Annotated in this window: 22 protein-coding genes; 12 read left to right on the top strand and 10 right to left on the bottom strand. The window is 67.7% G+C overall.

Annotated features, from left to right (window positions below; all coding sequences use genetic code 11):
* The first annotated feature begins 211 nt into the window (after positions 1-211).
* Positions 212-1918: a bifunctional 3'-5' exonuclease/DNA polymerase gene (locus OL239_RS03470; RefSeq protein ID WP_268910749.1), complete on the top strand. Its 1707-nt coding sequence runs from the start codon at positions 212-214 to the stop codon at positions 1916-1918.
* On the opposite strand, the gene OL239_RS03465 is transcribed toward OL239_RS03470, so the two are convergent.
* Complete coding sequence (locus tag OL239_RS03465; RefSeq protein ID WP_268910748.1) at positions 1900-2889, bottom strand: CPBP family intramembrane glutamic endopeptidase; 990 nt, start codon at positions 2887-2889, stop codon at positions 1900-1902. The two genes, OL239_RS03470 and OL239_RS03465, sit on opposite strands and share 19 nt — an antisense overlap.
* Before the next feature lie 131 nt (positions 2890-3020).
* Here OL239_RS03465 and OL239_RS03460 point away from each other — a divergent pair, with 131 nt between their 5' ends.
* The 6 genes from OL239_RS03460 (at position 3021) to OL239_RS03440 (ending at position 7972) form a co-directional block, all read left to right on the top strand.
* Positions 3021-4103 carry a sensor histidine kinase gene (locus OL239_RS03460; RefSeq protein WP_268910747.1) on the top strand — a complete coding sequence of 361 codons (1083 nt, stop codon included), beginning with the start codon at positions 3021-3023 and terminating at the stop codon, positions 4101-4103.
* 91 nt (positions 4104-4194) lie between these two features.
* A complete protein-coding gene (locus OL239_RS03455; protein WP_329609337.1) occupies positions 4195-4722 on the top strand; it encodes a response regulator in 528 nt (175 codons plus the stop codon).
* On the top strand, positions 4719-4901 hold the full coding sequence (locus OL239_RS19295; protein WP_329609336.1) for a response regulator transcription factor: 183 nt from the start codon (positions 4719-4721) through the stop codon (positions 4899-4901). The genes OL239_RS03455 and OL239_RS19295 overlap by 4 nt, the downstream gene beginning before the upstream one ends.
* Before the next feature lie 175 nt (positions 4902-5076).
* On the top strand, positions 5077-5421 hold the full coding sequence (locus OL239_RS03450) for a hypothetical protein (RefSeq protein ID WP_268910746.1): 345 nt from the start codon (positions 5077-5079) through the stop codon (positions 5419-5421).
* A 2-nt stretch (positions 5422-5423) separates the two neighbouring features.
* The gene (locus tag OL239_RS03445; RefSeq protein WP_268910745.1) at positions 5424-7331 is read left to right on the top strand and encodes a hypothetical protein; all 1908 of its coding nucleotides are present in this window, start codon (positions 5424-5426) and stop codon (positions 7329-7331) included.
* A 134-nt stretch (positions 7332-7465) separates the two neighbouring features.
* The gene (locus OL239_RS03440; protein WP_268910744.1) at positions 7466-7972 is read left to right on the top strand and encodes a hypothetical protein; all 507 of its coding nucleotides are present in this window, start codon (positions 7466-7468) and stop codon (positions 7970-7972) included.
* A gap of 36 nt (positions 7973-8008) precedes the next feature.
* On the opposite strand, the gene OL239_RS03435 is transcribed toward OL239_RS03440, so the two are convergent.
* From OL239_RS03435 to OL239_RS03420, 4 genes are read right to left on the bottom strand one after another with little or no spacing between them, the layout of a single operon-like run.
* Positions 8009-8692: an NUDIX hydrolase gene (locus tag OL239_RS03435; RefSeq protein WP_268910743.1), complete on the bottom strand. Its 684-nt coding sequence runs from the start codon at positions 8690-8692 to the stop codon at positions 8009-8011.
* Positions 8689-9486 carry an endonuclease III gene (nth, locus tag OL239_RS03430; protein ID WP_268910742.1) on the bottom strand — a complete coding sequence of 266 codons (798 nt, stop codon included), beginning with the start codon at positions 9484-9486 and terminating at the stop codon, positions 8689-8691. Before nth ends, OL239_RS03435 begins: the two co-directional genes overlap by 4 nt.
* Positions 9487-9533: 47 nt before the next feature.
* Entirely contained in the window at positions 9534-9893 is a 360-nt protein-coding gene (locus tag OL239_RS03425) for a hypothetical protein (protein ID WP_268910741.1), read from the bottom strand.
* A 5-nt stretch (positions 9894-9898) separates the two neighbouring features.
* A complete protein-coding gene (locus OL239_RS03420) occupies positions 9899-10771 on the bottom strand; it encodes a hypothetical protein (RefSeq protein ID WP_268910740.1) in 873 nt (290 codons plus the stop codon).
* A 350-nt stretch (positions 10772-11121) separates the two neighbouring features.
* On the opposite strand from OL239_RS03420, the gene acs reads away from it, so the two are divergent.
* The gene (gene acs / locus OL239_RS03415; RefSeq protein ID WP_268910739.1) at positions 11122-13110 is read left to right on the top strand and encodes an acetate--CoA ligase; all 1989 of its coding nucleotides are present in this window, start codon (positions 11122-11124) and stop codon (positions 13108-13110) included.
* A 75-nt stretch (positions 13111-13185) separates the two neighbouring features.
* On the opposite strand, the gene OL239_RS03410 is transcribed toward acs, so the two are convergent.
* Positions 13186-13605, bottom strand: a complete 420-nt coding sequence (locus OL239_RS03410; protein ID WP_268910738.1) for an organic hydroperoxide resistance protein — start codon at positions 13603-13605, stop codon at positions 13186-13188.
* A gap of 99 nt (positions 13606-13704) precedes the next feature.
* Here OL239_RS03410 and OL239_RS03405 point away from each other — a divergent pair, with 99 nt between their 5' ends.
* The 3 genes from OL239_RS03405 (at position 13705) to aroQ (ending at position 16180) form a co-directional block, all read left to right on the top strand.
* Complete coding sequence (locus tag OL239_RS03405) at positions 13705-14262, top strand: TetR/AcrR family transcriptional regulator (protein WP_268910737.1); 558 nt, start codon at positions 13705-13707, stop codon at positions 14260-14262.
* Between the two features lie 79 nt (positions 14263-14341).
* Positions 14342-15712 (top strand): MFS transporter, encoded by a 1371-nt coding sequence (locus OL239_RS03400; protein WP_268910736.1) that lies wholly within the window; start codon positions 14342-14344, stop codon positions 15710-15712.
* Positions 15713-15715: 3 nt separating this feature from the next.
* Positions 15716-16180, top strand: a complete 465-nt coding sequence (gene aroQ, locus OL239_RS03395) for a type II 3-dehydroquinate dehydratase (RefSeq protein ID WP_268910735.1) — start codon at positions 15716-15718, stop codon at positions 16178-16180.
* 22 nt (positions 16181-16202) lie between these two features.
* Here the strand turns inward: aroQ and OL239_RS03390 are convergent, their stop codons facing one another.
* Complete coding sequence (locus OL239_RS03390; protein ID WP_268910734.1) at positions 16203-17387, bottom strand: MarP family serine protease; 1185 nt, start codon at positions 17385-17387, stop codon at positions 16203-16205.
* 228 nt (positions 17388-17615) lie between these two features.
* On the opposite strand from OL239_RS03390, the gene OL239_RS03385 reads away from it, so the two are divergent.
* Positions 17616-18293 (top strand): Crp/Fnr family transcriptional regulator, encoded by a 678-nt coding sequence (locus OL239_RS03385; protein WP_104053107.1) that lies wholly within the window; start codon positions 17616-17618, stop codon positions 18291-18293.
* Positions 18294-18389: 96 nt separating this feature from the next.
* Here the strand turns inward: OL239_RS03385 and OL239_RS03380 are convergent, their stop codons facing one another.
* From OL239_RS03380 to OL239_RS19995, 3 genes are read right to left on the bottom strand one after another with little or no spacing between them, the layout of a single operon-like run.
* The gene (locus tag OL239_RS03380) at positions 18390-19307 is read right to left on the bottom strand and encodes an NUDIX hydrolase (protein ID WP_268910733.1); all 918 of its coding nucleotides are present in this window, start codon (positions 19305-19307) and stop codon (positions 18390-18392) included.
* On the bottom strand, positions 19300-19782 hold the full coding sequence (locus tag OL239_RS03375) for a RidA family protein (protein WP_442864211.1): 483 nt from the start codon (positions 19780-19782) through the stop codon (positions 19300-19302). The genes OL239_RS03380 and OL239_RS03375 overlap by 8 nt, the downstream gene beginning before the upstream one ends.
* On the bottom strand, positions 19779-20024 hold the full coding sequence (locus tag OL239_RS19995) for a hypothetical protein (RefSeq protein WP_442864210.1): 246 nt from the start codon (positions 20022-20024) through the stop codon (positions 19779-19781). The genes OL239_RS03375 and OL239_RS19995 overlap by 4 nt, the downstream gene beginning before the upstream one ends.
* Positions 20025-20033: the final 9 nt, after the last annotated feature.

Here is a 20033-nt window from a genome sequence, read left to right as displayed (position 1 = left end):
TGCCAGGTGCCCGGACCGCCGGTACCCACAGCTGTTCATCACTCATGCGCCCACTCTTCCCCCGTGACGGCCGGCGCGCGGCGCTTCGGTCCGGGCTGGGGACAAGCTGCGCCGGGCCTGCGGCTGTGGAGGACACACCCGGAACTTCGCCCAGGGGTCTCCCCTGTGCGGCGGTTCAAGCCGGGCACCGGCCGGCAGGGACAATGGAAACATGTACGTTGTCCTCACCCCGGCCGGTCCCGGCCCCGCCGCCGGCTCCCTGCAGCTCCAGGAAACCGATGCTGCCGGCCGTCCCGCCGCGGCCCCCGCCGTCGTCGTGCCGGCCCTGCTGGCTGCCGTGGTGGGTGACTATGAGGACCGGCCGAACGTCCGCTGGGTTTTCAACAGCACCCGTGCGGTATATCCGCAGCTGCTGCGCGCAGGCGTGCGGGTTGCCCGCAGCCACGATTTGGCCCTGGTGCGCGGCATCCTGCGCTTTTCGGAAGCCGCACCGCCTTCCCCCTACATTGACAAGCTGCGGGCCGAAACGCCCGAGGCCGATGCTGAGCAGCTCCCCCGCCAGCTGCTGCCGGTCCCGCCCGCACCCAACCAAAGTTCACTTTTCGAAGGGCTGGAAGGATTTGACGACCCCGCCGCCGGCCCAGCGCTCGACGAGCAGGTTGCCGAGCTGCAGGCCCAGCTGGCCGCGGTTGCGGCGTCTCCGTCGCGGCAGCGGCTGGCGCTGCTGCTCGCCGCCGAATCCGCCGGCGGGCTAATCGCCGTGGAAATGGAGCACGCGGGGCTGCCCTGGCGGCGCGACCTCCACGAGGCAATGCTGGAACAGGAGCTGGGGCCGCGGCCGCCCGAGGGACAGCGCCCCGTCCGGCTGGAACAGCTTGCCGCCGAGCTGCGGGACAAGCTGGGAAACCCCGGCTTCAACCCGGATTCCCCACAGGAACTGCTGCGGGCCCTGCACCGGGCCGGGATCGAAGTGAAAACGACCCGGACCTGGGAACTGCAGCAGCACGACCATCCTGCGGTTGCCCCGCTGCTGGAATACAAGCGGCTGTCCCGGCTGCTCAGCGCCAATGGCTGGACCTGGCTGGAGGCCTGGGTCGCGGACGGACGGTTTCGCCCGGAATACGTGGTGGGCGGCGTCGTGTCCGGGCGCTGGGCCTCACGCGGCGGCGGCGCGCTGCAGATCCCCCGCTACGTGCGCGACGCGGTCCGCCCGGATCCGGGGCACAAACTCATCGTCGCCGACGCCGCGCAGCTCGAACCCCGGGTTCTCGCGGCTCTGGGCCGGGACAACGCCCTTGCCGCGGCGGCCCGGGGCAGGGACCTCTACCAGGGCATCGCGGACCAGAACTTCCACGGGGACCGGGCGCAGGCCAAAATGGCGATCCTGGGAGCGATGTACGGCGCGACGTCCGGCGAGGCCGGCCGGCTGATGCCCGCCCTGACCCGGTCCTATCCGCAGGCGATCGGCGTCGTCGAGCGCGGTGCCCGTGCCGGAGAGGCCGGCCGGACTGTCAGCAGCCATTTGGGCCGCAGCTCGCCTCCGGTATCCCAACGCTGGCTGCGGTCCCAGCAGACGGCCTCCGCGGAAGAACAGCGCCGCGCCGACGCCCTGGCCCGTTCGCAGGGCCGCTTCACGCGCAACTTCGTGGTGCAGGCCACCGCCGCGGAATGGGCGCTGTGCTGGCTGGCGGAAATACGACGCCGGCTCCGGACTGCGTCGGCAACCGCACCGGCCGGGGAACTGGTGTTTTTCCTGCATGACGAAGTGATGCTGCACGTCCCCGCCTCCCGCGCCGAAGAAGTCAGCGCCCTGGTCACCGAGGCCGCAGCTGCCGCCACCGGCCTGCTGTTCGGTCAGATTCCGCTGGAGTTCCCAGTGGTGACCGTGACCGTGGATTCCTACGCCGAGGCGAAGTAACGCTCCGCCGTCCGGGACGGCACCGCCTCCGGCGCCGGGAACCAGCGGACCACAATCAGGGAGTAGGCAAGCAGGAGGGCCAGCGAGAACGGCAGGACAGCCCACGGATAGTCCGTGGCATTCAGATCGCCGAAGCCCGCCGCACCCAGGCCGAGCACTCCCACGTTGTTGATAACATGCAGCGCGATGGCCGCTTCCAGCCCACCGGTACGCCAGGTTATCCATCCGGCTGCGACGGCAAAGGCGGCAACGTCAATCTGCCCCACCAGCCCGTAGCCGTGACCGAAGACGAACAGGGGAACCGGCAACAGGATGGCGAAGGCCGGATGGCGCAGCCAGGATCCGATGCCCTGCATCAGCAGCCCGCGGAAAACATATTCCTCGGCGGTTGCCTGCACCGGCACCAATGCCAGGACTACCAGCAGCAAGAACCACACGTTGCCGGAACTGCCGCCGCCGTCCGGCGCTCCGCCGCTTTCCCGCAAGGACTCCGGCACCAGCAGGCTCAGGGCATTCACGGCCGCAAACAGGCCGGTAGCCAGGGCCAGCAGTTTGGGAAAACAGCGCCAGCGCAGCCGGCCGGTGACCGAGGAGAGTGTTCCGGCGGAACGCCTGCCGCCCCACCGCACGCCCAGCGCCGCCGCAGGCCAGAGCAGGCAGACGGTTCCGAGCAGAAAGGCGAGCTGTACCGGGTCACCGAGGTCTGATTCCGCAGACATCGCCCGGTCACCCAGTGCGGAAAGCCCCGGCACAAAGATCCCCACCACCGTTGTTATCCCCACCGCCAGCAGGAGCAGGACGAGGTAAAGAACAACCGTGACCAACACCGTGGTCAATGGGTGCCACCAGCGGTAGCCGGGAAGGGAGCGGGCCAGGCGGTGAAACGGAGAGGAGGGAAGGGGACGGACGGGAGCGGGGCGGGCCGGGGTCAGGGCATCCGGAGCAGCCGGATGATCAGCAGGAGAGGTCATGTCTGAAGCCTGCCCGCTTAGGCCCGCGTTCCGCTTCGGCCAATCGGCTCCCGGCACCAGCCATCCGGCGGAAAAGACTTCATGCTTTTGGCTGATTGTGGTCCGTCACCGCGCTTATTAGGATTTCTAGAATGCCGCTCCCGAGTCAACGCCCCAGTGCCTGGAAGACGGCAGGGATCACCGCCGCCGCCGCTGTGGTCGGGTTCCTGGTTTTTCTGGTCGTCCTCGGTTCAATGCTGCCGGCGGAACTGCCGTCTGACGACGCCGGCCTGACGCCCTACCTCGGACCGATGTTCCTGGACTTCGTGCTGGGCGTTGCTGCCATCAGTCTGCTTCCCCTGGCCCTGCGCCGGTCTCCGGTGGGTGCCGGACTTGGAATCATCGCTCTCAGCGGGCTTTCCACCCTGGCCTTTCCCGCAGGTTGCCTGTGCATCATCCGCATTGCGGCCTTTCGGCAGCCGCGCCTCCTGGCCGCCACCGCGCTTGTCTTTGCTGCAGCGCTGACGGCCAGCATGGCGATTGAGCCGGCTGAATCCGTCGAGGAGTACGGATGGATCCTCCTGACCGCCTTGGGCGGGCTCGCTGTCCTGATACTGATCGGGATGAACCGCGGCGCCAAAAAGGCGCTGATTGTCTCCCTCCGGCAGGAAGCGGACAGCGCCCGCCGGGAACAGGATGCCCGGGCGGATCAGGCACGGCTGGCGGAGCGCACCCGGATCGCCCGCGAAATGCACGATACCCTGGCTCATCGCCTGAGTCTGATCAGCATGCACGCCGGAGCCCTGGAATACCGCACCGGCCTGGACCCGGAGACCGTCCGGTCCACGGCCGGCATCCTGCGCGAGAGTGCCTCGAAAGCAGCGTCGGAACTGCGCACCGTGCTGACTGTTCTGCGTGAAGAGGCCGCGGACACGGCACCCCAGCCGAATATCTCCTCCATTCCGGCCCTCGTGGAATCAGCCCGGGCGGCCGGCACCACCATCACCCTGACCATCGAACCGGCGCTGCTGGCCACCGGCGAGAACTCCCCCAACGATGCCATCTCCCGCCACTTGTACCGCGTGGCACAGGAGGGCATCACCAACGCCCAGAAACACGCCCCCGGCCATCCCGTGGCTCTGACCCTGGCAGGTGCACCCGGGCAGGGTATCACCGTGACGGTGAGCAATCCGGTTTCGGGGCCGAAACCCCTGCACCGAACGGGCTCGGCCTGATTGGATTGGCCGAGCGTGCCCGGCTTTCCGGCGGTTCAATCGAATCAGGCAGCGAGGCCGGGGTCTACATCACGAAAGTGCAGGTTCCCTGGTGAGCGTTGATCTGTTGAAGGTCCTGATCGCGGACGATGAACCCCTCATCCGCGCAGGACTGCGCCTCATCCTCGACGGGGCGCCGGATATTTCGATCATCGGTGAAGCGGGCGACGGCGAAACCGCCGTCGTTCTCGCCGCGGAACTAATGCCCGACGTCGTCCTCATGGACATCCGAATGCCTCGCCTGAGCGGCATCGCCGCCACGGAACGCATCACGGCACCGCCGCAGCCGCCCCGGGTGATCGTTCTGACCTCGTTCGACACCGATGATTTCATCCTTTCCGCGCTGCGGGCCGGAGCCTCCGGCTTCCTGCTCAAGGACACTGCACCCGCAGACATGGTCTCGGCCGTCCGTGCCGCGGCAGCTGACAACCTGCGCTTCTCCCCGGAGTCCTCAAACGCATTGTCGCGGCCGCGGCTTCCACGCCGGAGGAGCCGGCGGATCCTGCGGCGCAGCCGAATCCCCTGGCCGCCCTCAGCGAGCGCGAACGAGCCATCGCCCACGCTGTCGCCCGCGGGTTGACCAACACAGAAATCAGCGCCGAACTCTATGTCAGCATTGCCACGGTCAAAACCCACATCGCCAACGCCTTCACCAAGCTGGGAGTAACCAACCGTGTCCAGCTGGCCGTGGCCGTCCTCCAATCGCCGTCGCCGTCAACAATCAAAGTCGGCGGAAGGTCCGCACCCGCGAAGGAATAGCCCCACCGTAGGCAGTTATCCCCAAGACGGCTTTTTCCTTCAACGGGGACGCCGCCGCATGCCATACTCGGGGCAGCATCAGTCCATCCCGACCCGGGGGAAGAAGAATGAAGCTTCAGGGTGACCCGCCATTACAGCCGTCCGCGCCCGGGCCCGGGGAGACGGCACGTACTCCATGGACCTCCCGGAGATCCACGCCGCGCTGGTCGACATTGCCGCCGACGGCGAGTCGCTGACCCGGGCGGCGCAGGCCGCCCGCGCCTGCGGCGAGACAGTCGCCGGCAGCTTCGGCACTGCAACGGTGGTTGCTGCGGCGTTTTCGAGTTTTTGGTCCGGCCGCGACGATGTCGGAGAGCGCGTGGGATCCCTGCTCTTCCGCAAGGCCGGCGCCGTCTCCACCGCCGCTTCCGCCTTTGCCGCCGCGGACAGCGACATGTCGGCGACAGCGTCGGCAGCCCTGGTCGCACTCCCGACAGATTATGCACCGCACCGCCGGGGCCAGTACCGGGCGGTGCAGTAGCCGTGCGGTCACTGCGCCTGCCGCACATTGACGTGCCGTGGGAGGTACTGGAGGACGAAGCCGCGGACATGGCCCTGCGCGCGGGAACCGCCGCGGAGTATCTGGGTGATGCCTCCGCGGCCTGGGCCCGGTTCCGCGGCTGTTACCACCATCCGGCCACCCAGGACCGGGTGTACACCGCGCTGGACGATTTGAAGGAACCCGCCGGGAACTGGCAGCGGTCACTGCGGGACGCCGCCGAGACCATCGGCGAGTTCACGGCAGGCGGCCGGCTCCTGGCCCGCCGGGCGCTGGCGCTGCAGGACGTGTTCCGGCAGCTGGGCCGGAATCCTGACCCCGGGGAAGCCGGGGACAAACAGGACCTTGCGGAGCAGCAGCTGAAGGACGATGCCGCTGCCCTGGAGCGGAGCTGGACCGATCTGCAGGAAACCACCGCCGCCGTCCTGGCCGGCATCAGCTACGGGGCCGGTGCCGGCCTGCCGATGGCCGCCGTACCCGGAGGGAATGTCCTGCCCGCCGCGCACTGGTCAGCGCTGACCGGGAAACTGGATGAACGGTTCGGTGCCATCCATCCCGATGCACTGCTGCCGTCGCTGCTGGGCCTGAACGAGGCGGAGCTGCGGGAGTGGGGGGCCGCCAATCCTGAAGCCGCGGCGCTCCTGGCGAACCGCCGGCTGACGGGTGCTTTCTGGATGCAACGGGCGGAGGCCGTTATGCAGAAGGCCATGGCAGGCGGCGCGCACCTCACTCCAGACGGGATTGCCGGCATCCGCGCCGCATGGCTTGGCCTGCCGGCATCAGACCGGGAGCGGCTCCTGCTGCTGTACCCGGCGGTCTTCGGCAACCTCAACGGCGTACCCATGGCTGAGCGGGCCCGCGCCAACCTCCTCACCGTCCCGGGGCTGCAACAGAACCTCCGGGAGAAGACCGCTGGATTGCCCGAGCCCCGCCGGGACGATTACCGGGACTGGGGGCAGTGGAAGCACGACCATGACGAGTGGACCGCGCTGCGCGGAGAGCTGGAAGGAAAGCTCACCGGCCTGAACTACGCCGTGACCCAGAACATCCAGGTGGTGATGGTGAATCTGGACGGAAACGGACAGATAGTGACCATGCTGGGAACACCGTCGGCCGGCACGGAGATCATGGGCGGACTGGTTCCGGGAACGCGGGCACGGCTGGCCGAGCTGGAGACCGGCACGAGCAGCCTCGCCGCGGTCTTCGGCCCCGCGGGGGACGGGAAGCTCGGTTTTTACTGGCAGGGCAGCGACCTGCCGCAGAACGTAATCCTGGACAACGCATCATCGGCGTACAACGAGAAGGCCGCACCGCTGCTCGCGGCCTTCGACTATGCCGTCGACCTCGAAATTCCGGCGGACGCCCGCACAACCTATGTCGGCTACAGCGCCGGCGGATCAATGCTCGGCACCGGCGAGCGCGAGGGCCTGGATTCGGCCAACATTGTGTACGTGGCACCGGCCGGCCCCGGACACGAGGTGAGCGGACCGCAGGATACCGCCAGCCCGGGCGCGAACCGGTATCTGGTCCAGACCAGGAGCGACCTGCTGATCATGGGAGCGCAGGGTGTCGGCGGCGGGTTCCACGGCGGCTCCTTCCTTGAGGGCGGCAGCGTTGACCGGATGGGCGTGATCCGGCTGGAGTCCGGTTTCCGCGATCCGGCGGACCCGGACACCCTGATGGGCGGCCACGTGGACTACTTCGAAATGAACTCCACGTCGGCGGAGAACATCAAGGGCGTGATCATGGGCGGCAAGGTCAGCCTCTTCGTAGAGGACGTGTGGTATTCAACCGCCGACGGCGGCTTCTACGTCTCGCCCATCGAACTCCGTCCGGAAGACTATGCCGGCGGCCGGCTGGAGACTGTCAACGTACCGGACCTCGAACAGTGACGGGCGCTGATCCGCGGCTTCGGCGCCGCCCGTCCGTCCTCACCGCAGGGGCCCTCAGCCTGGTCCTCCTCATGTCCGGTTGTTTTTCCCCTTCATCCGCCGACCCCGCAGACCCCACCGAAACGGAGACAACGATGCCCCGCACATCCGACAAGCTCTCACCGGAGGGATTCGCCGCGGTTCAGGAGCAGCTGGAGCTGTTGTTTCCGTCGCTGGAAGAAACGGCGGCAGGGAGCGTGGAGCTGTCGGTGTACCGGCTGCGGGAATCGTCCTGCCTCCCGCCCGAACTTGATAATCCGCACACGCAGACCAGCTGGCAGGGCATCCTCCGGGGCCAGCCCGCCGATGCCGGCGCAGCCTACGCAGCCATCGACGCGCTGGCCCTGGAACTGCAGTCCGAAGACTGGGCGGTGACGGCGGAACACGACACGCCCGATGTGGAAATCGGCCAGGTCCGCATCATCTACCTGAAGCAGGGAGCGGTCAATCTGCGGCTCATTTTCGAGCGCGGCTATCCCGACACGGTTGAAGTCGTCGCCACCACCGCCTGCGTCGACCATCCGAAGGAACACCGGATGCAGCGCTCCGAGCTGGACCCCGATTATGGGACATCGAGCCAGTTCTATCCTGACGGTGACTAAGCGGACCTGGTTGAGGCTGGCCCAGGCCGGCGACGGCTAGAGGGCCGGAACGATTTCCCGCTCCTCGTCCCACGGCAGGGTCCAGCCGAGTTCCTCGAGCACCGCGTTGAGGATAATTCCGGTAAAGCCCCACACCAGGACGCCGTTCACGAGGAATGCCGGCGAGCGGTGGACGCCGGCGCCGTGGCGCATGACGGCGGTGCGGCGGTTGGCGGGATTGAGCAGGTCCGCCACGGGCACCCGGAACACGGAGGCAGACTCGCCGTAGTCCACCACGTCCACCGGGGTGGGCCGGTCCCACCAGCCCAGGACCGGTGTCACCAGGAAGTTACTGACCGGCAGTCCGACCTGCGGCAGCGTACCGAGCACGACGACGCCGTCCGGGTCCAGCCCCGTCTCCTCCTGTGCTTCGCGCAGGGCTGCTGCCTCCGGCCCGGCGTCCGAGGCATCCAGCGATCCGCCGGGGAAGGCCACCTGCCCGGGATGGTCGTTGAGCGTGGCGGCCCTCTCGACCAGCAGGACATCCAGCTCGTCGGGAACTCCGGCGGAGCGGAAGTCCGACGGCTGGTCGTCCAGGTCGCCGAAGAGAATCAACACGGCGGCGCGGCGGGCAGTGGCCGGGTCCACACTCCGGCGCAGCAGCTCCAGGTTCGCGTCGAAGTACGTGGTGCGGGCGGCTGCCGCAGCCCCCAGCGCCTGCAGATCCGTGTAGGCGCTCATGCTTCCAGCCCGTAACCGGCAGCCCGCAGCTGTGCCCGGGTTTCGGCAGCCATCATCCGGGCGTGAAGCTCCTCGCGGCCGGGGGCAAGCTCGTACTTCAGCAGCTTCTTCGCCTTCTCGGGATCGGTCTCCCCCTCGCCGTACGAGGGACACAGCTGCGCGACGGCGCACGCACCGCAGGCCGGAGTCTTGGCGTGGCAGACCCGGCGGCCGTGGAAGACCACCCGGTTGGACAGCGGAGTCCAGTCGCGCGGCTCGAAAAGTTCAGCGACGTCCTCCTCCACCTTGACCGGGTCCTTGGCGGTCGTCCAGCCGAAGCGGCGGGACAGCCGGCCAAAGTGCGTGTCCACGGTGATGCCGGGAATCCCAAAGGCGTTGCCGAGCACCACGTTCGCGGTCTTGCGTCCGACGCCGGGCAGGGTAACGAGCTCTTCGAGCTTGTCCGGCACCTGCCCGTCATACTCATCGACCAGACGGGTGGACAGCGCCTTGATACTGGCCGCCTTGGCCCGGAAAAACCCGGTGGGCCGGATCAGCTCCTGCAGGTCCGCTTCGTCGGCTTCGGCCAGCGCCTTCGCATCCGGATAGCGGGCAAACAGCGCCGGCGTCACCGCGTTGACGCGAATGTCGGTGGTCTGCGCGGACAACACCGTGGCGATCAGCAGCTCGAAGGCGTTGGTGAAGTCCAGCTCCGCCACGGCGTAGGGATACAGCTCCCCCAGCAGCCGGTTGATCTTCCGCGCCCTGCGCTTCAGAGCGAGCAGGGAGGAATCACTCCCAGTTGCCTTAACCACGTCCTTGTGTCCTTCGTTCCGGTTCGGATGGTGCCAGGTGCCGCAGGCTATTCGCCGGAGTCCTCGCCGACACGCTCAATGTTGCTGAGGTCCCGCAGCACGCCGATGCGCCCGGTGCGCTTGTCCTGCACCAGGAACTCGGTGCCGCGGTCTTCGAGCCCCAGCTCCCAGTCCCCCGGGTGGAACATGAACAGCGGCAGGCCGGTGCGCTCGTCGACAATCTGGCGCGGGGTGCCGACAGCAAACCAGAAGGCCTCCACCACGTTCTCGGATTCTTCGCGCGTGGCGCTGATGGATTCGGAGCCCGACGGCGCCGGCACCAGCGGCGATGCCTGCGTGGCAGGTTCCGCGTGGGACTGCCCGGCTTCCGCTGTCCGGGACGGCCCGGACTGCTGGCCCTGGACCACGGGATTCACCGTTGTGGCAGCGATCGAGTCGTCCCGCGGGGTGCGGAATCCCGGGCATCGGCCTGTTCCTCCGGGACGTTCCCGGCGGCGGCCGTTCCTGCGCGGGCGGGGCCGTCACTGCCCGGTGCGGCGGAAGCTCCTGCCGCTGCTGCGCCGGTTTCCGGGATGCCGTTCGGTGCCGGGGTAGTGCCGGCGTCGTCGGGCTTGCGGCCGAACAGCCCGGCGGGTGCCTTTTTGCCGATCCCGGCAAGCCGGGATCGGCTGGACTTGCCGTCCGCGGCTGCGGCGTCGTCACCGGAACGGTCACCGTCAGCGGCAGCTGCAGGCCGGCCCGGACCGGCAGGAGCGGCCGGGCGGCGCTGCAGGCGTACGGCGTCGCGCGCCGTGACGTGGGCAGGGGTTTCCGGACGCTCGGCGAATTCATGGGAGAAGGGCGGAATATGCGGAGCCAGCGTGGTGGACGCCACCAGGCCGAGGGCGCCGATGAACGTCAGCAGCGTGCCGATGGTGAATTCGTTGACCAGCTGCAGGAAGAAGAAGGCGGTGGCCAGGACTGCCACCACGGAGCCGAACTGGTCCACGGACAGGGAACCGATCCGGTATTTCAGCTCCGGCGCCATCCGGCGGGCCGCGAACAGGCCGGCAACCAGCAGCGGCAGGACGATGCCGATACCCAGGAAGAACAGGGGCGTCAGCGGTGACCAGAGGTTGAGCTCCAAGTCGAAGGAGGTGCTCCACGGCAGCAGGGAACCGATCAGCATCAAAAAGACGGAACCGCCCACAACGCAGTCACGCAGGCCGAAAGGGCCAAAGACAGCAGTCCGGGCCCTGTCCTCGCCGGCTGGACGGATCTCGGAGGGTGCCGGGGTTCCCGCCACCGTTCTGGCGTCCTTCTCAACGGGGGCTGGTTCATTCTGTTCTCCATTCACGACCGCCGCCTTAGGGGCCGGCATGTGCTGCCTCTGCAGCAGATACCGGGCCGTATGCACGGGTCAAAAAGCGTTTGCTTCCTCCCACAGCCTAGTCAACGCCGGGACCGCACACTAGCCGAACTGCCGCAGGCCTGCCCGCCGTGATCTACCGCTCACCGCAGAAACACCCCCTTTGCCGGGCCCGCATGTGACTGGGCACACACACCGGCCTGATCGGCGCTAGGGTGGATCCAACGCTACGGCAGCCCCTCGATCCGGGCTGGACCGTGGGCACTCAGCTAGCGAAAGGGTTTCCAATGTCTGAACAGTCCCCCGTCAAGCAGCATGGCGATGCACTGGAGAACCTGCTCCACGAGCACCGCAGTTTTCCGCCCAGCCCGGAGTTCGCGGAGAACGCTGTCGCCAAGCCCTCCCTCTATGAGGAAGCGGCAGCCGAGGGTCCGGAGTTCTGGGCCCGGCAGGCCCGCAGCCTGCTGACGTGGGAAAAGGACTTCACCGAGACGCTGGACTGGTCCGATGCACCGTTCGCGAAGTGGTTCGGCGGCGGAAAGATTAACGCCGCCTACAACGCGCTGGACCGGCATGTGGAGGAAGGCCGCGGCGACCGTGTGGCCCTGTTCTTCGAGGGCGAACCCGGAGACACCCGGACCTACACCTACGCCCAGCTCACCGAAGAGGTCAAAAAGGCCGCCAATGCCTTTGAGTCCCTGGGCGTCGCCAAGGGCGACCGGGTGGCGGTCTACCTGCCGATGATTCCCGAGGCCGTGATCACCATGCTCGCCTGCGCCCGGATCGGCGCGGTCCATTCAGTGGTTTTCGGCGGTTTCTCCGCGGATGCGCTGCGCAGCCGGATCGACGACGCCGAAGCGAAGCTGGTCGTCACCGCTGACGGCTCCTACCGGCGCGGCAAGCCGACGGCGCTGAAGCCGGCCGTGGACGAGTCGCTGGTTAAGGACGGCCACACGGTCAGCAGCGTTGTTGTGGTGAAGCGCAACGGCGAGCCCGTGCAGTGGACCGAGGGCCGCGACGTGTGGTGGGACGACGTCGTCGGCACCGCGGACGCCGAGCACACAGCCGTCGGGCACGACTCCGAACATCCGCTGTTCATCCTCTACACCTCCGGCACCACCGGCAAGCCCAAGGGCATCCTGCACACCACCGGCGGCTACCTGGCACAGACCGCGTTTACGCACCTGAACACCTTCGACCTAAAGCCCGAAACCGATGTGTACTGGTGCACCGCTGATATCGGCTGGGTCACCGGGCACTCCTATGTCACCTACGCGCCGCTGGTCAACGGGGCCACGCAGCTGATTTATGAGGGAACCCCGGACACCCCCCATCAGGGCCGCTGGTGGGAGCTGGTCGAAAAGTACAAGGTGTCGATCCTGTACACCGCGCCCACGGCCATCCGCACCTGCATGAAGTGGGGCCGCGATATTCCGGGGAAGTTCAACCTCGACTCCATCCGCGTCCTGGGATCGGTGGGCGAACCCATCAACCCCGAGGCCTGGATGTGGTACCGCACGGTCATTGGCGCGAACGGCGGCAAGAAGGAGAACCCGGCGCCCATTGTGGACACCTGGTGGCAGACCGAAACCGGCGCGCACATGATCGCGCCGATGCCCGGCGTCACGGCCGCCAAGCCCGGGTCCGCGCAGGTGGCCGTTCCCGGCATCTCCATTGACGTGGTCGACGAGATGGGCGAATCGGTGCCCAACGGCTCCGGCGGCTTCCTCGTGGTCAAGGAACCCTGGCCCGCCATGCTGCGCGGCATTTGGGGGGATCCGGAGCGCTTTAAGCAGACCTACTGGTCCCGGTTCGACAACATGTACTTTGCCGGCGACGGCGCCAAGAAGGACGAAGACGGCGACATCTGGCTGCTGGGCCGGGTCGATGACGTGATGAACGTTTCGGGGCACCGGCTCTCCACCACCGAAATCGAGTCCGCCCTGGTCAGCCACCCCTCGGTGGCCGAGGCCGCCGTCGTCGGGGCGCGGGACGACACCACCGGTGAAGCCGTGGTGGCGTTCGTCATCCTCCGCGGCAGCGCCAAGGACGACGACGACATCGTCACGACGCTGCGCAACCACGTGGGCAAGGAGATCGGCCCCATCGCCAAGCCCCGGCACATCCTGGTGGTGCCGGAACTGCCCAAGACCCGGTCCGGGAAGATCATGCGCCGGCTGCTCAAGGATGTCGCCGAAGGCCGCGAGGCCGGAGATTCGAGCACCCTGGCGGACAACACGGTCATGCAGCAGATTGCGGAGTCGATGCGGAAATAGCCCCGCGCGGTAAAGCAGAAGGTGCACCTCCCGGCTCCGGGACGTGCACCTTCTGCCGTTGAGCGGGCGGAGCTGCTAGGCGACCGTGACGTCGAGTTCGACGTCGATGTTGCCGCGGGTCGCATTGGAGTACGGGCAGACCTGGTGGGCGGCTTCGACGAGCTTTTCGGCGGCGGCCTGGTCCACGCCGGACATTTCCACGTGCAGGGCGACGCCGAGCTTGAAGCCGACCTCCTGCTTGTGCAGGCTGACATCGGCGGTGACCGCGGCATCGGCGATCGGGGCCTTCTCAGCGCGGGCGATCATTTTCAGCGCCGAGAGGAAGCATGCGCCGTAGCCGGCGGCGAACAGCTGCTCCGGGTTGGTGCCGTCACCGGCGCCGCCCATCTCGGCAGGAGTAGCCAGGTTGACCTTCAGCTGGCCGTCGCTGGTGCGGGCCTCTCCGTTACGGCCGTCTCCGGATGCGGTGGCTGAAGCGGTGTACAAAGCGCTCATGGCAACTCCTTTAGGTGGGGGTTCAGGTAGACTTACTAGTACGTCTACCTGAGGCAAGTAAACTCGCCTTCGAAGCGTTCCGCAACCCAGGAGGAAACCATGGCCACTCAGTCACCGGTGCGCGGCCGCATCCTGGACACCGCGGCTTTCCTCTTTTATTCCGAGGGCATCCGGGCCGTCAGCGCCGACCGGATCATCGCGGACGCGCACACCACCAAGGTGACGTTCTACCGGCACTTCCGCACCAAGGAAGACCTCGTGGTTGCATACCTGCAGGACCAGTCCGCCCGGGTCCGCGCCGCGGCCGGGCAGCTGAGCGCCGATCCCTGCACCGGGCTCCTGCAGCTGGCCGAGGCCATGGGTGCCGAGGCCTGCGTTCCCGGATTCCGCGGCTGCCCGTTCATCAATGCGGCGGCGGAGTATCCCGATGCCGGTTCCCCGGTCCGCGGCGTCGTCCGGGACCACAGGCAGTGGCTGCACACCGAGGTCAGCGGCAGGATCGCACAGCTGGGGGCGGCGCGTCCCGGCGACGTGGCGGACCAGCTGCTGATGCTGCGCGACGGGGCCATGGTCCATGGCTATGTCGCCGACCCTGCCGGGGTTTCGGCGTCCCTGATCAGCGCCGGGCGCGCGATTCTTGCGGCTGCCGCACCCTAGCCGGGGAGCCGGCACGTCAGCGCGGACGTGACCTTCGACTCACAAAGTTGGCACCGGGGCATGCGGGGTAGCAGAATCAATGCTCGTGTCCACTTCCAGCACTGCCTCACCCTCCGCCACCCCCGCCCCAAACGGTCCGCAGGACCGCACGCATTCACGCCGAATGGCGCGCAGGGTAGCCGGAGCATCCTTCGTCGGAACCGCGCTGGAGTCCTATGACTTCTACGTTTTCGGCACCGCAGCCGCCCTGATCCTGAACCGGATCTTCTTTCCGGACGTCGATCCGCTGATCGGTGTCCTGCTTTCCTTCCTGTCCCTGGGTATCGGCTTCGTCGCCCGCCCCGTGGGCGCCGTACTCTTCGGCCACATCGGCGACCGGATCGGACGCAAGAAGTCGCTGATCTGGACCATCGTCCTCATGGGAACGGCAACCGGCGTGATCGGCCTGCTGCCGGACTACAACACCATCGGCCTCTGGGCTCCGGCGCTGCTGGTGACGCTGCGGCTGCTGCAGGGCCTGGCCGTCGGCGGCGAATGGGGCGGAGCAATCCTGATCGCCACCGAACACGCAGAGCCGCGCAAGCGGGCCCTCTACGCCGCGATTCCGCAGATCGGGTCCCCCGTGGGAACGATCATGGTCACCGCAACCTTCCTGCTCCTGACCCAGGCCTCCCAGGAAACCATGGAGGCCGGCCTCTGGCGGGTTCCCTTCCTGCTGGCTTTCCCCTTCATGGGAATCGCCCTGTACCTGCGCTTCGCCATCGAGGAAACCCCGGTCTTCAAGGACGTTGCCGAGCATCAGGCCGTTCCCCGTGTGCCGGTCCTGGAAGTGCTCAGGACCCAGCGGCTGCCCGTCCTGGTGGCCGCCGCCGCCTCACTGCTGGGCATCGGTTCCTACTTCCTCATGACCACCTACACCCAGGCCTACGGCACCGCGCAGCTGGGCCTGTCCGACGCCACCGTGCTCAACGCCGCGCTCGTGGGATCGGTCCTGCAGCTGGCCACCATTCCGGCGTTCGGGTGGCTGGCCACCCGGATCGGCTCCGCCCGCATGGTCGCCGCCGGCGCCGCGGCCACGCTGCTGATTTCGTTTCCGCTCTACTGGGTCATCAGCACCGCTGACCAAACCACCTACATCCTGGCCATCCTGCTCGGCGGCATCGCCCCGACGGCGGCGTGGGCGGCGCTGGGCGGGCTGATGGCCGACCTGTTCCCGGCCCGCACCGGTTTCACGGCGCTTTCGCTGGCCTACAGTTTCGCCGGGATCCTGGCCGGATTCGCTCCGGCCATGACGTCGGCCTTCGGCGAGGTGACCGGCGGCGCCTGGTGGCATCCCGGCGTCGTGCTGGCCCTCATGTCGGCCGTGACGATCGCCGGAGCACTGGCGGCGGCGCGGATGACGCGCCGGAATGCCGCCGCTGCGGAGCCCGCGCGGTTGGCGCATAGTTAAGCCATGACTGATTCCCGCACCCGCAACCTGCTGGTCCTCAACGGCCCCAACCTGAACCTCCTGGGCACCCGGGAACCGGGGATCTACGGCACCGACACGCTCGACGACGTCGAAGCGCTCGCCCTGGGTGCTGCGGAGGCGCACGGCTGGACCGTGGACTGCATCCAGTCCAACCATGAAGGGGACCTGATCGACGCGATCCACGGCGCCCCGGGCCTGGCGGATGCCATCATTATTAACCCGGCCGCTTACAGCCACACCTCGGTGGCCATTCCCGACGCGCTGGCCGGCGTCGGGCTGCCCGTCGTGGAGGTCCACCTCAGCAATATCCACCGGCGCGAGGAATTCCGCCACCACTCGTATGTGTCGGCGGTGGCCGACGTCGTCATCTGCGGTGCCGGCATCGCCGGCTACGGCATGGCTGTCGACTATCTGGCGGCCCGCCTGGACCGCGGCGCCGGCGCCTGAGCCCGGCGGTTCCGCGGACGTCCTACTCGCCGGAAATGCACTCCCCGGGAGACACCGGATCGGAGTAACCGGCGGCTGCCTGCGCCACCGGGCCCACTTCGCTCAGGGACAGCGCGTAACCGATGGGCTGCTCGCCGGTGGTCTTGGCGAAGATGACCCCGGCCACCTGCCCGTCGATGTCCAGCAGCGGACCGCCGGAATTACCCTGCTGGACATTGGCTGCCAGCGTGTAGACCTCCAGCACCTCCGGGGATGAGCCGTAAATATTACGCACCGATACGTCGGAGAGCCGCTCCACGTTGGCCGCCTGCAGGCGGAACGGACCACCCGCCGGATACCCGGCAAACGCCGCCGTGGTGCCGTTGGGCAGGACATCACCCAGCGGAATCGGATCCGCATCCAGATTATCCACCGCGAGCACGGCCAGATCGCGGGTGCTGTCGAAGTAGACCACCTTGCCCGGCAGCGCCCCGCCGCCGGGAACCTGCACCACCGGCTCGGACACGCCGGCCACCACGTGGGCGTTGGTAATCACCCGGTCATCGGCTGCCACGAAACCGGACCCGGTCTGGTTCTGCCCGCACTGGTACGCCGTTCCCGTGATCTTTACCACCGACTCCGAGGAGGCCTGCAGCGCAGCGGAGGACAGCGACTCGTCGGGGGCGACCACCGTCTTCGGTGCGGCGCTGTCCAAAATGGTCGGCAGGCCCTCGGCCAGCGTGAAGGAGCGCACCTGGGCCGTCCAGGTTTTCACCTGGACGGGGGTGGCCTCGTCAATGGCGGAGAGCACCTTGGACGACGTGATCTGCTGGGAAAGGAACGGCACGCCCAGGGTATTGACGCTGAAGGCGAGCATCGACATCACCAGCGCGGAGACGGCCAGGTTCACGGCGCCGCCAAGCAGCCGGTCCAGGAACCGCAGCGGCGGAAAATTCATCCAGCGCCGGATGCCGCCGCCGAGCGCGGCGCCGACGGCGTGGCCGCCCAGGACCAGGATCACCACCGTGGCGATGACGGCGGTCAGCCGCCACCCGTCGTCGGGCACCCACGCCGTAACCATCGGAATGGCAAAGAACGCCGCAACAGCCCCGGCCACGAAACCGACAATACCGCCCAGGGTCACCACCAGACCGTTCCGCAGCCCGGCGATGAGGTAGAACAGCAGCGCCAACAGCAGAATGATGTCAAGCAGGGAGAATCCGAGCACAAACAGCTCCAAAGAGGGTGTAGGGGGCAAACGCGGGACCGTGCGGGAACAGTCCTGCCTCCAGAGTTTAGCTGTCAAAGCTGGGGACGCCGTGCGCAGCGGGGCGTGCCGGACAGGGCACCGGGGCGTCCTTTTTATCATCCGAGGGCGAACAAAGCTATTACAGGTGTCACATGGTGCCGCAGTGCGGGAAGATAATAGAAGGGACAACTATTTACAGGAGATTTCATGGATATCGAGGTACTGCGCCGTGCGCCACTGTTCGCCTCATTGGGAGACGACGTCTTCGCAGCTCTGACCGACGAGTTGACCGAGGTCGACCTTTCGCGCGGGGCATCAGTTTTCCGCGAAGGTGACCAGGGCGACCAGCTGTATTTCATTGTGTCCGGAAAGATCAAGCTGGGCCGCTCGGCACCGGACGGCCGCGAGAACCTGCTGGCCATCCTCGGCCCCGGCGAGCTCTTCGGCGAGATGGCGCTGTTTGATCCGAGCCCGCGCAACGCCACCGCCACCGCGGTGTCCGAAACGCGTCTGGCCGGGCTGCGGCACGACAACCTGAAGGCACTGCTGGAAACGCGCCCCGAGGTCTCGGTCCAGCTGCTGCAGGCCCTGGCCCGCCGGCTGCGCCGCACCAACGAGTCCCTCGCGGACCTGGTGTTCTCGGATGTTCCCGGCCGCGTGGCCAAGGCACTGCTGGATCTGGCGGACCGCTTTGGCCGGCCCGCCACCGACGGCATCCTCGTGGCGCACGAACTAACCCAGGAAGAACTGGCCCAGCTGGTCGGCGCTTCCCGGGAAACGGTGAACAAGGCCCTGGCCGAGTTTGTGCAGCGCGGCTGGCTGCGCCTTGAAGCCCGCGCCGTGGTCATCCTGGATGTGCAGCGGCTGCGCCAGCGCTCCCGCTAGATCTTTCCGGTCCGCGTTAACAGCGAACGACGGCGCCGCTCCCCTCTACCGGGGGCGGCGCCGTCGTTTGCTGTTGCCTGCCGGCTCAGCTCCCGGTTACCGGCCCCGCTGCGCCGGACCTTCCCCGCCGCCGCCCAGCTGCACGGCCAGCCGGTAGCCGCCGTCGCCAGTCCGCACCAGTTCGGGCCGGAAGACCTGTGCCGGGCGGCGGGAGGCCAGATATGCGATGCAGCCGCGGGCAACCGCCAGCTTTTCCAGGACCAGTTCCACCTGCGGGACGGTCAGTTCCCCCAGGGTCAGGCCCGTGGTGTCCGGCAGGCCGATCTCGTCGCCCAGCGAGGTGGTCCCGCGTGCGGCGATTTCTGCGGCCGCGGACCGCCATCCACCCCAGCTGCCCTTGCCGTCCAGCAGCGAAGCTTCCTGCCCCAGCGGCTGTACCACGGCGAAGTAGCGGGTGTCGAAGCGGCGCAGCGCGAAATCCGCCGTCTGCCAGTTCGCCAGCGGGCGCAGCAGGTCCGTGCGCAGGCCCAGGCCGCGCCGCGAGAGCAGGTCCATGAAGGAGAGGTCGCCGGAGGCTATGCCGGTGCGGGCGGCCATCCATTCCGGGCCGCGGTTGGCCTCCAGCAGGGTGGATTCGTCGGGGCCGGCCAGCAGGATGCCGGTTTCCTCAAACAGTTCGCGGATGGCTGCCGCCACGTGCCGGCGCGCCTGCCCGGGGTCATCCATGCCCATGGACTTGGCCCATGCGGCCGGGGACGGGCCGTACCAGGCGGCGGAGGTTCCGGCGTCGCCCTCTTCGAGGCTGCCGCCGGGAAAGGCGACCTTGCCCAGCGGAGATTCGCCGCGCCGGTAAGCCAGATAAGTTTCGGTGCCGCGGGGTGCGTCCCGGACCAGCACCACGGAGGACGCCGGGCGGGGTTTGCGCGGTGTCCGGTCACCGTGTTCGATCCAGCTTTCCGCGGCCCCCCGCAGATACGGGGGGACCGGGAAAAGCCGTACGGAGGAACTAGGCAAATTCGGCGATCACTTCTACTTCGACAGGGGCATCCAGCGGCAGCACGGCCACGCCGACGGCGGACCGGGCATGGGCGCCCGCCTCGCCGAAAACCTGCCCAAGCAGTTCCGAGGCGCCGTTAATGACCGCCGGCTGTCCGGTGAAGGACGGATCGGAGGCGACGAAGCCCACCACCTTGACGATGCGGCTGATGCGGTCCAGGTCGCCGATCTGCGCCTTGATGGCGGCGAGGGCGTTGACTGCGCAGGTTGCGGCGTAGCCGGCGGCGTCCTCGGCGGACACCGAAGCTCCCACCTTGCCCGCGGCCGGCAACACGCCGTCGACGAACGGCAGCTGGCCCGAAGTGTACACATAGTTTCCGGTGACCACCGCCGGCACGTACGCGGCCACGGGCGCGGCCACCGCAGGCAGGGCCAGGCCCAGCTCCGCGAGCCTGCGCTCCACGGCCGAAACCACCTCGTTCAGCTCTGTCACTGCGACTTCTCGCGCTTCATGTAGGCCACAGCTCCGGTGCCGTTGGGGGCCGGGGTGATCTGGACCAGCTCCCAACCTTCTTCGCCGTGCATGTTAAGGACAGCTCCCGGTGTGTGAAGAGGAAGCGGCGTGATGAAATATTCCCATTTGCTCATAATCCAAAGACTAACGCGTGCTTGTAGACTGATGCGCATGGCAGCTCGCAAATCACCTCTTTTTGACACGGCGACCACTTTGGGCAAGATCGTCGC

It is taken from the genome of Arthrobacter sp. ATA002 (assembly GCF_026898095.1).
Taxonomy (GTDB): Bacteria; Actinomycetota; Actinomycetes; order Actinomycetales; family Micrococcaceae; genus Arthrobacter_B.
Note: the sequence above shows the minus strand (reverse complement) of the source record. Positions and strands in the feature narration are given on the sequence as shown.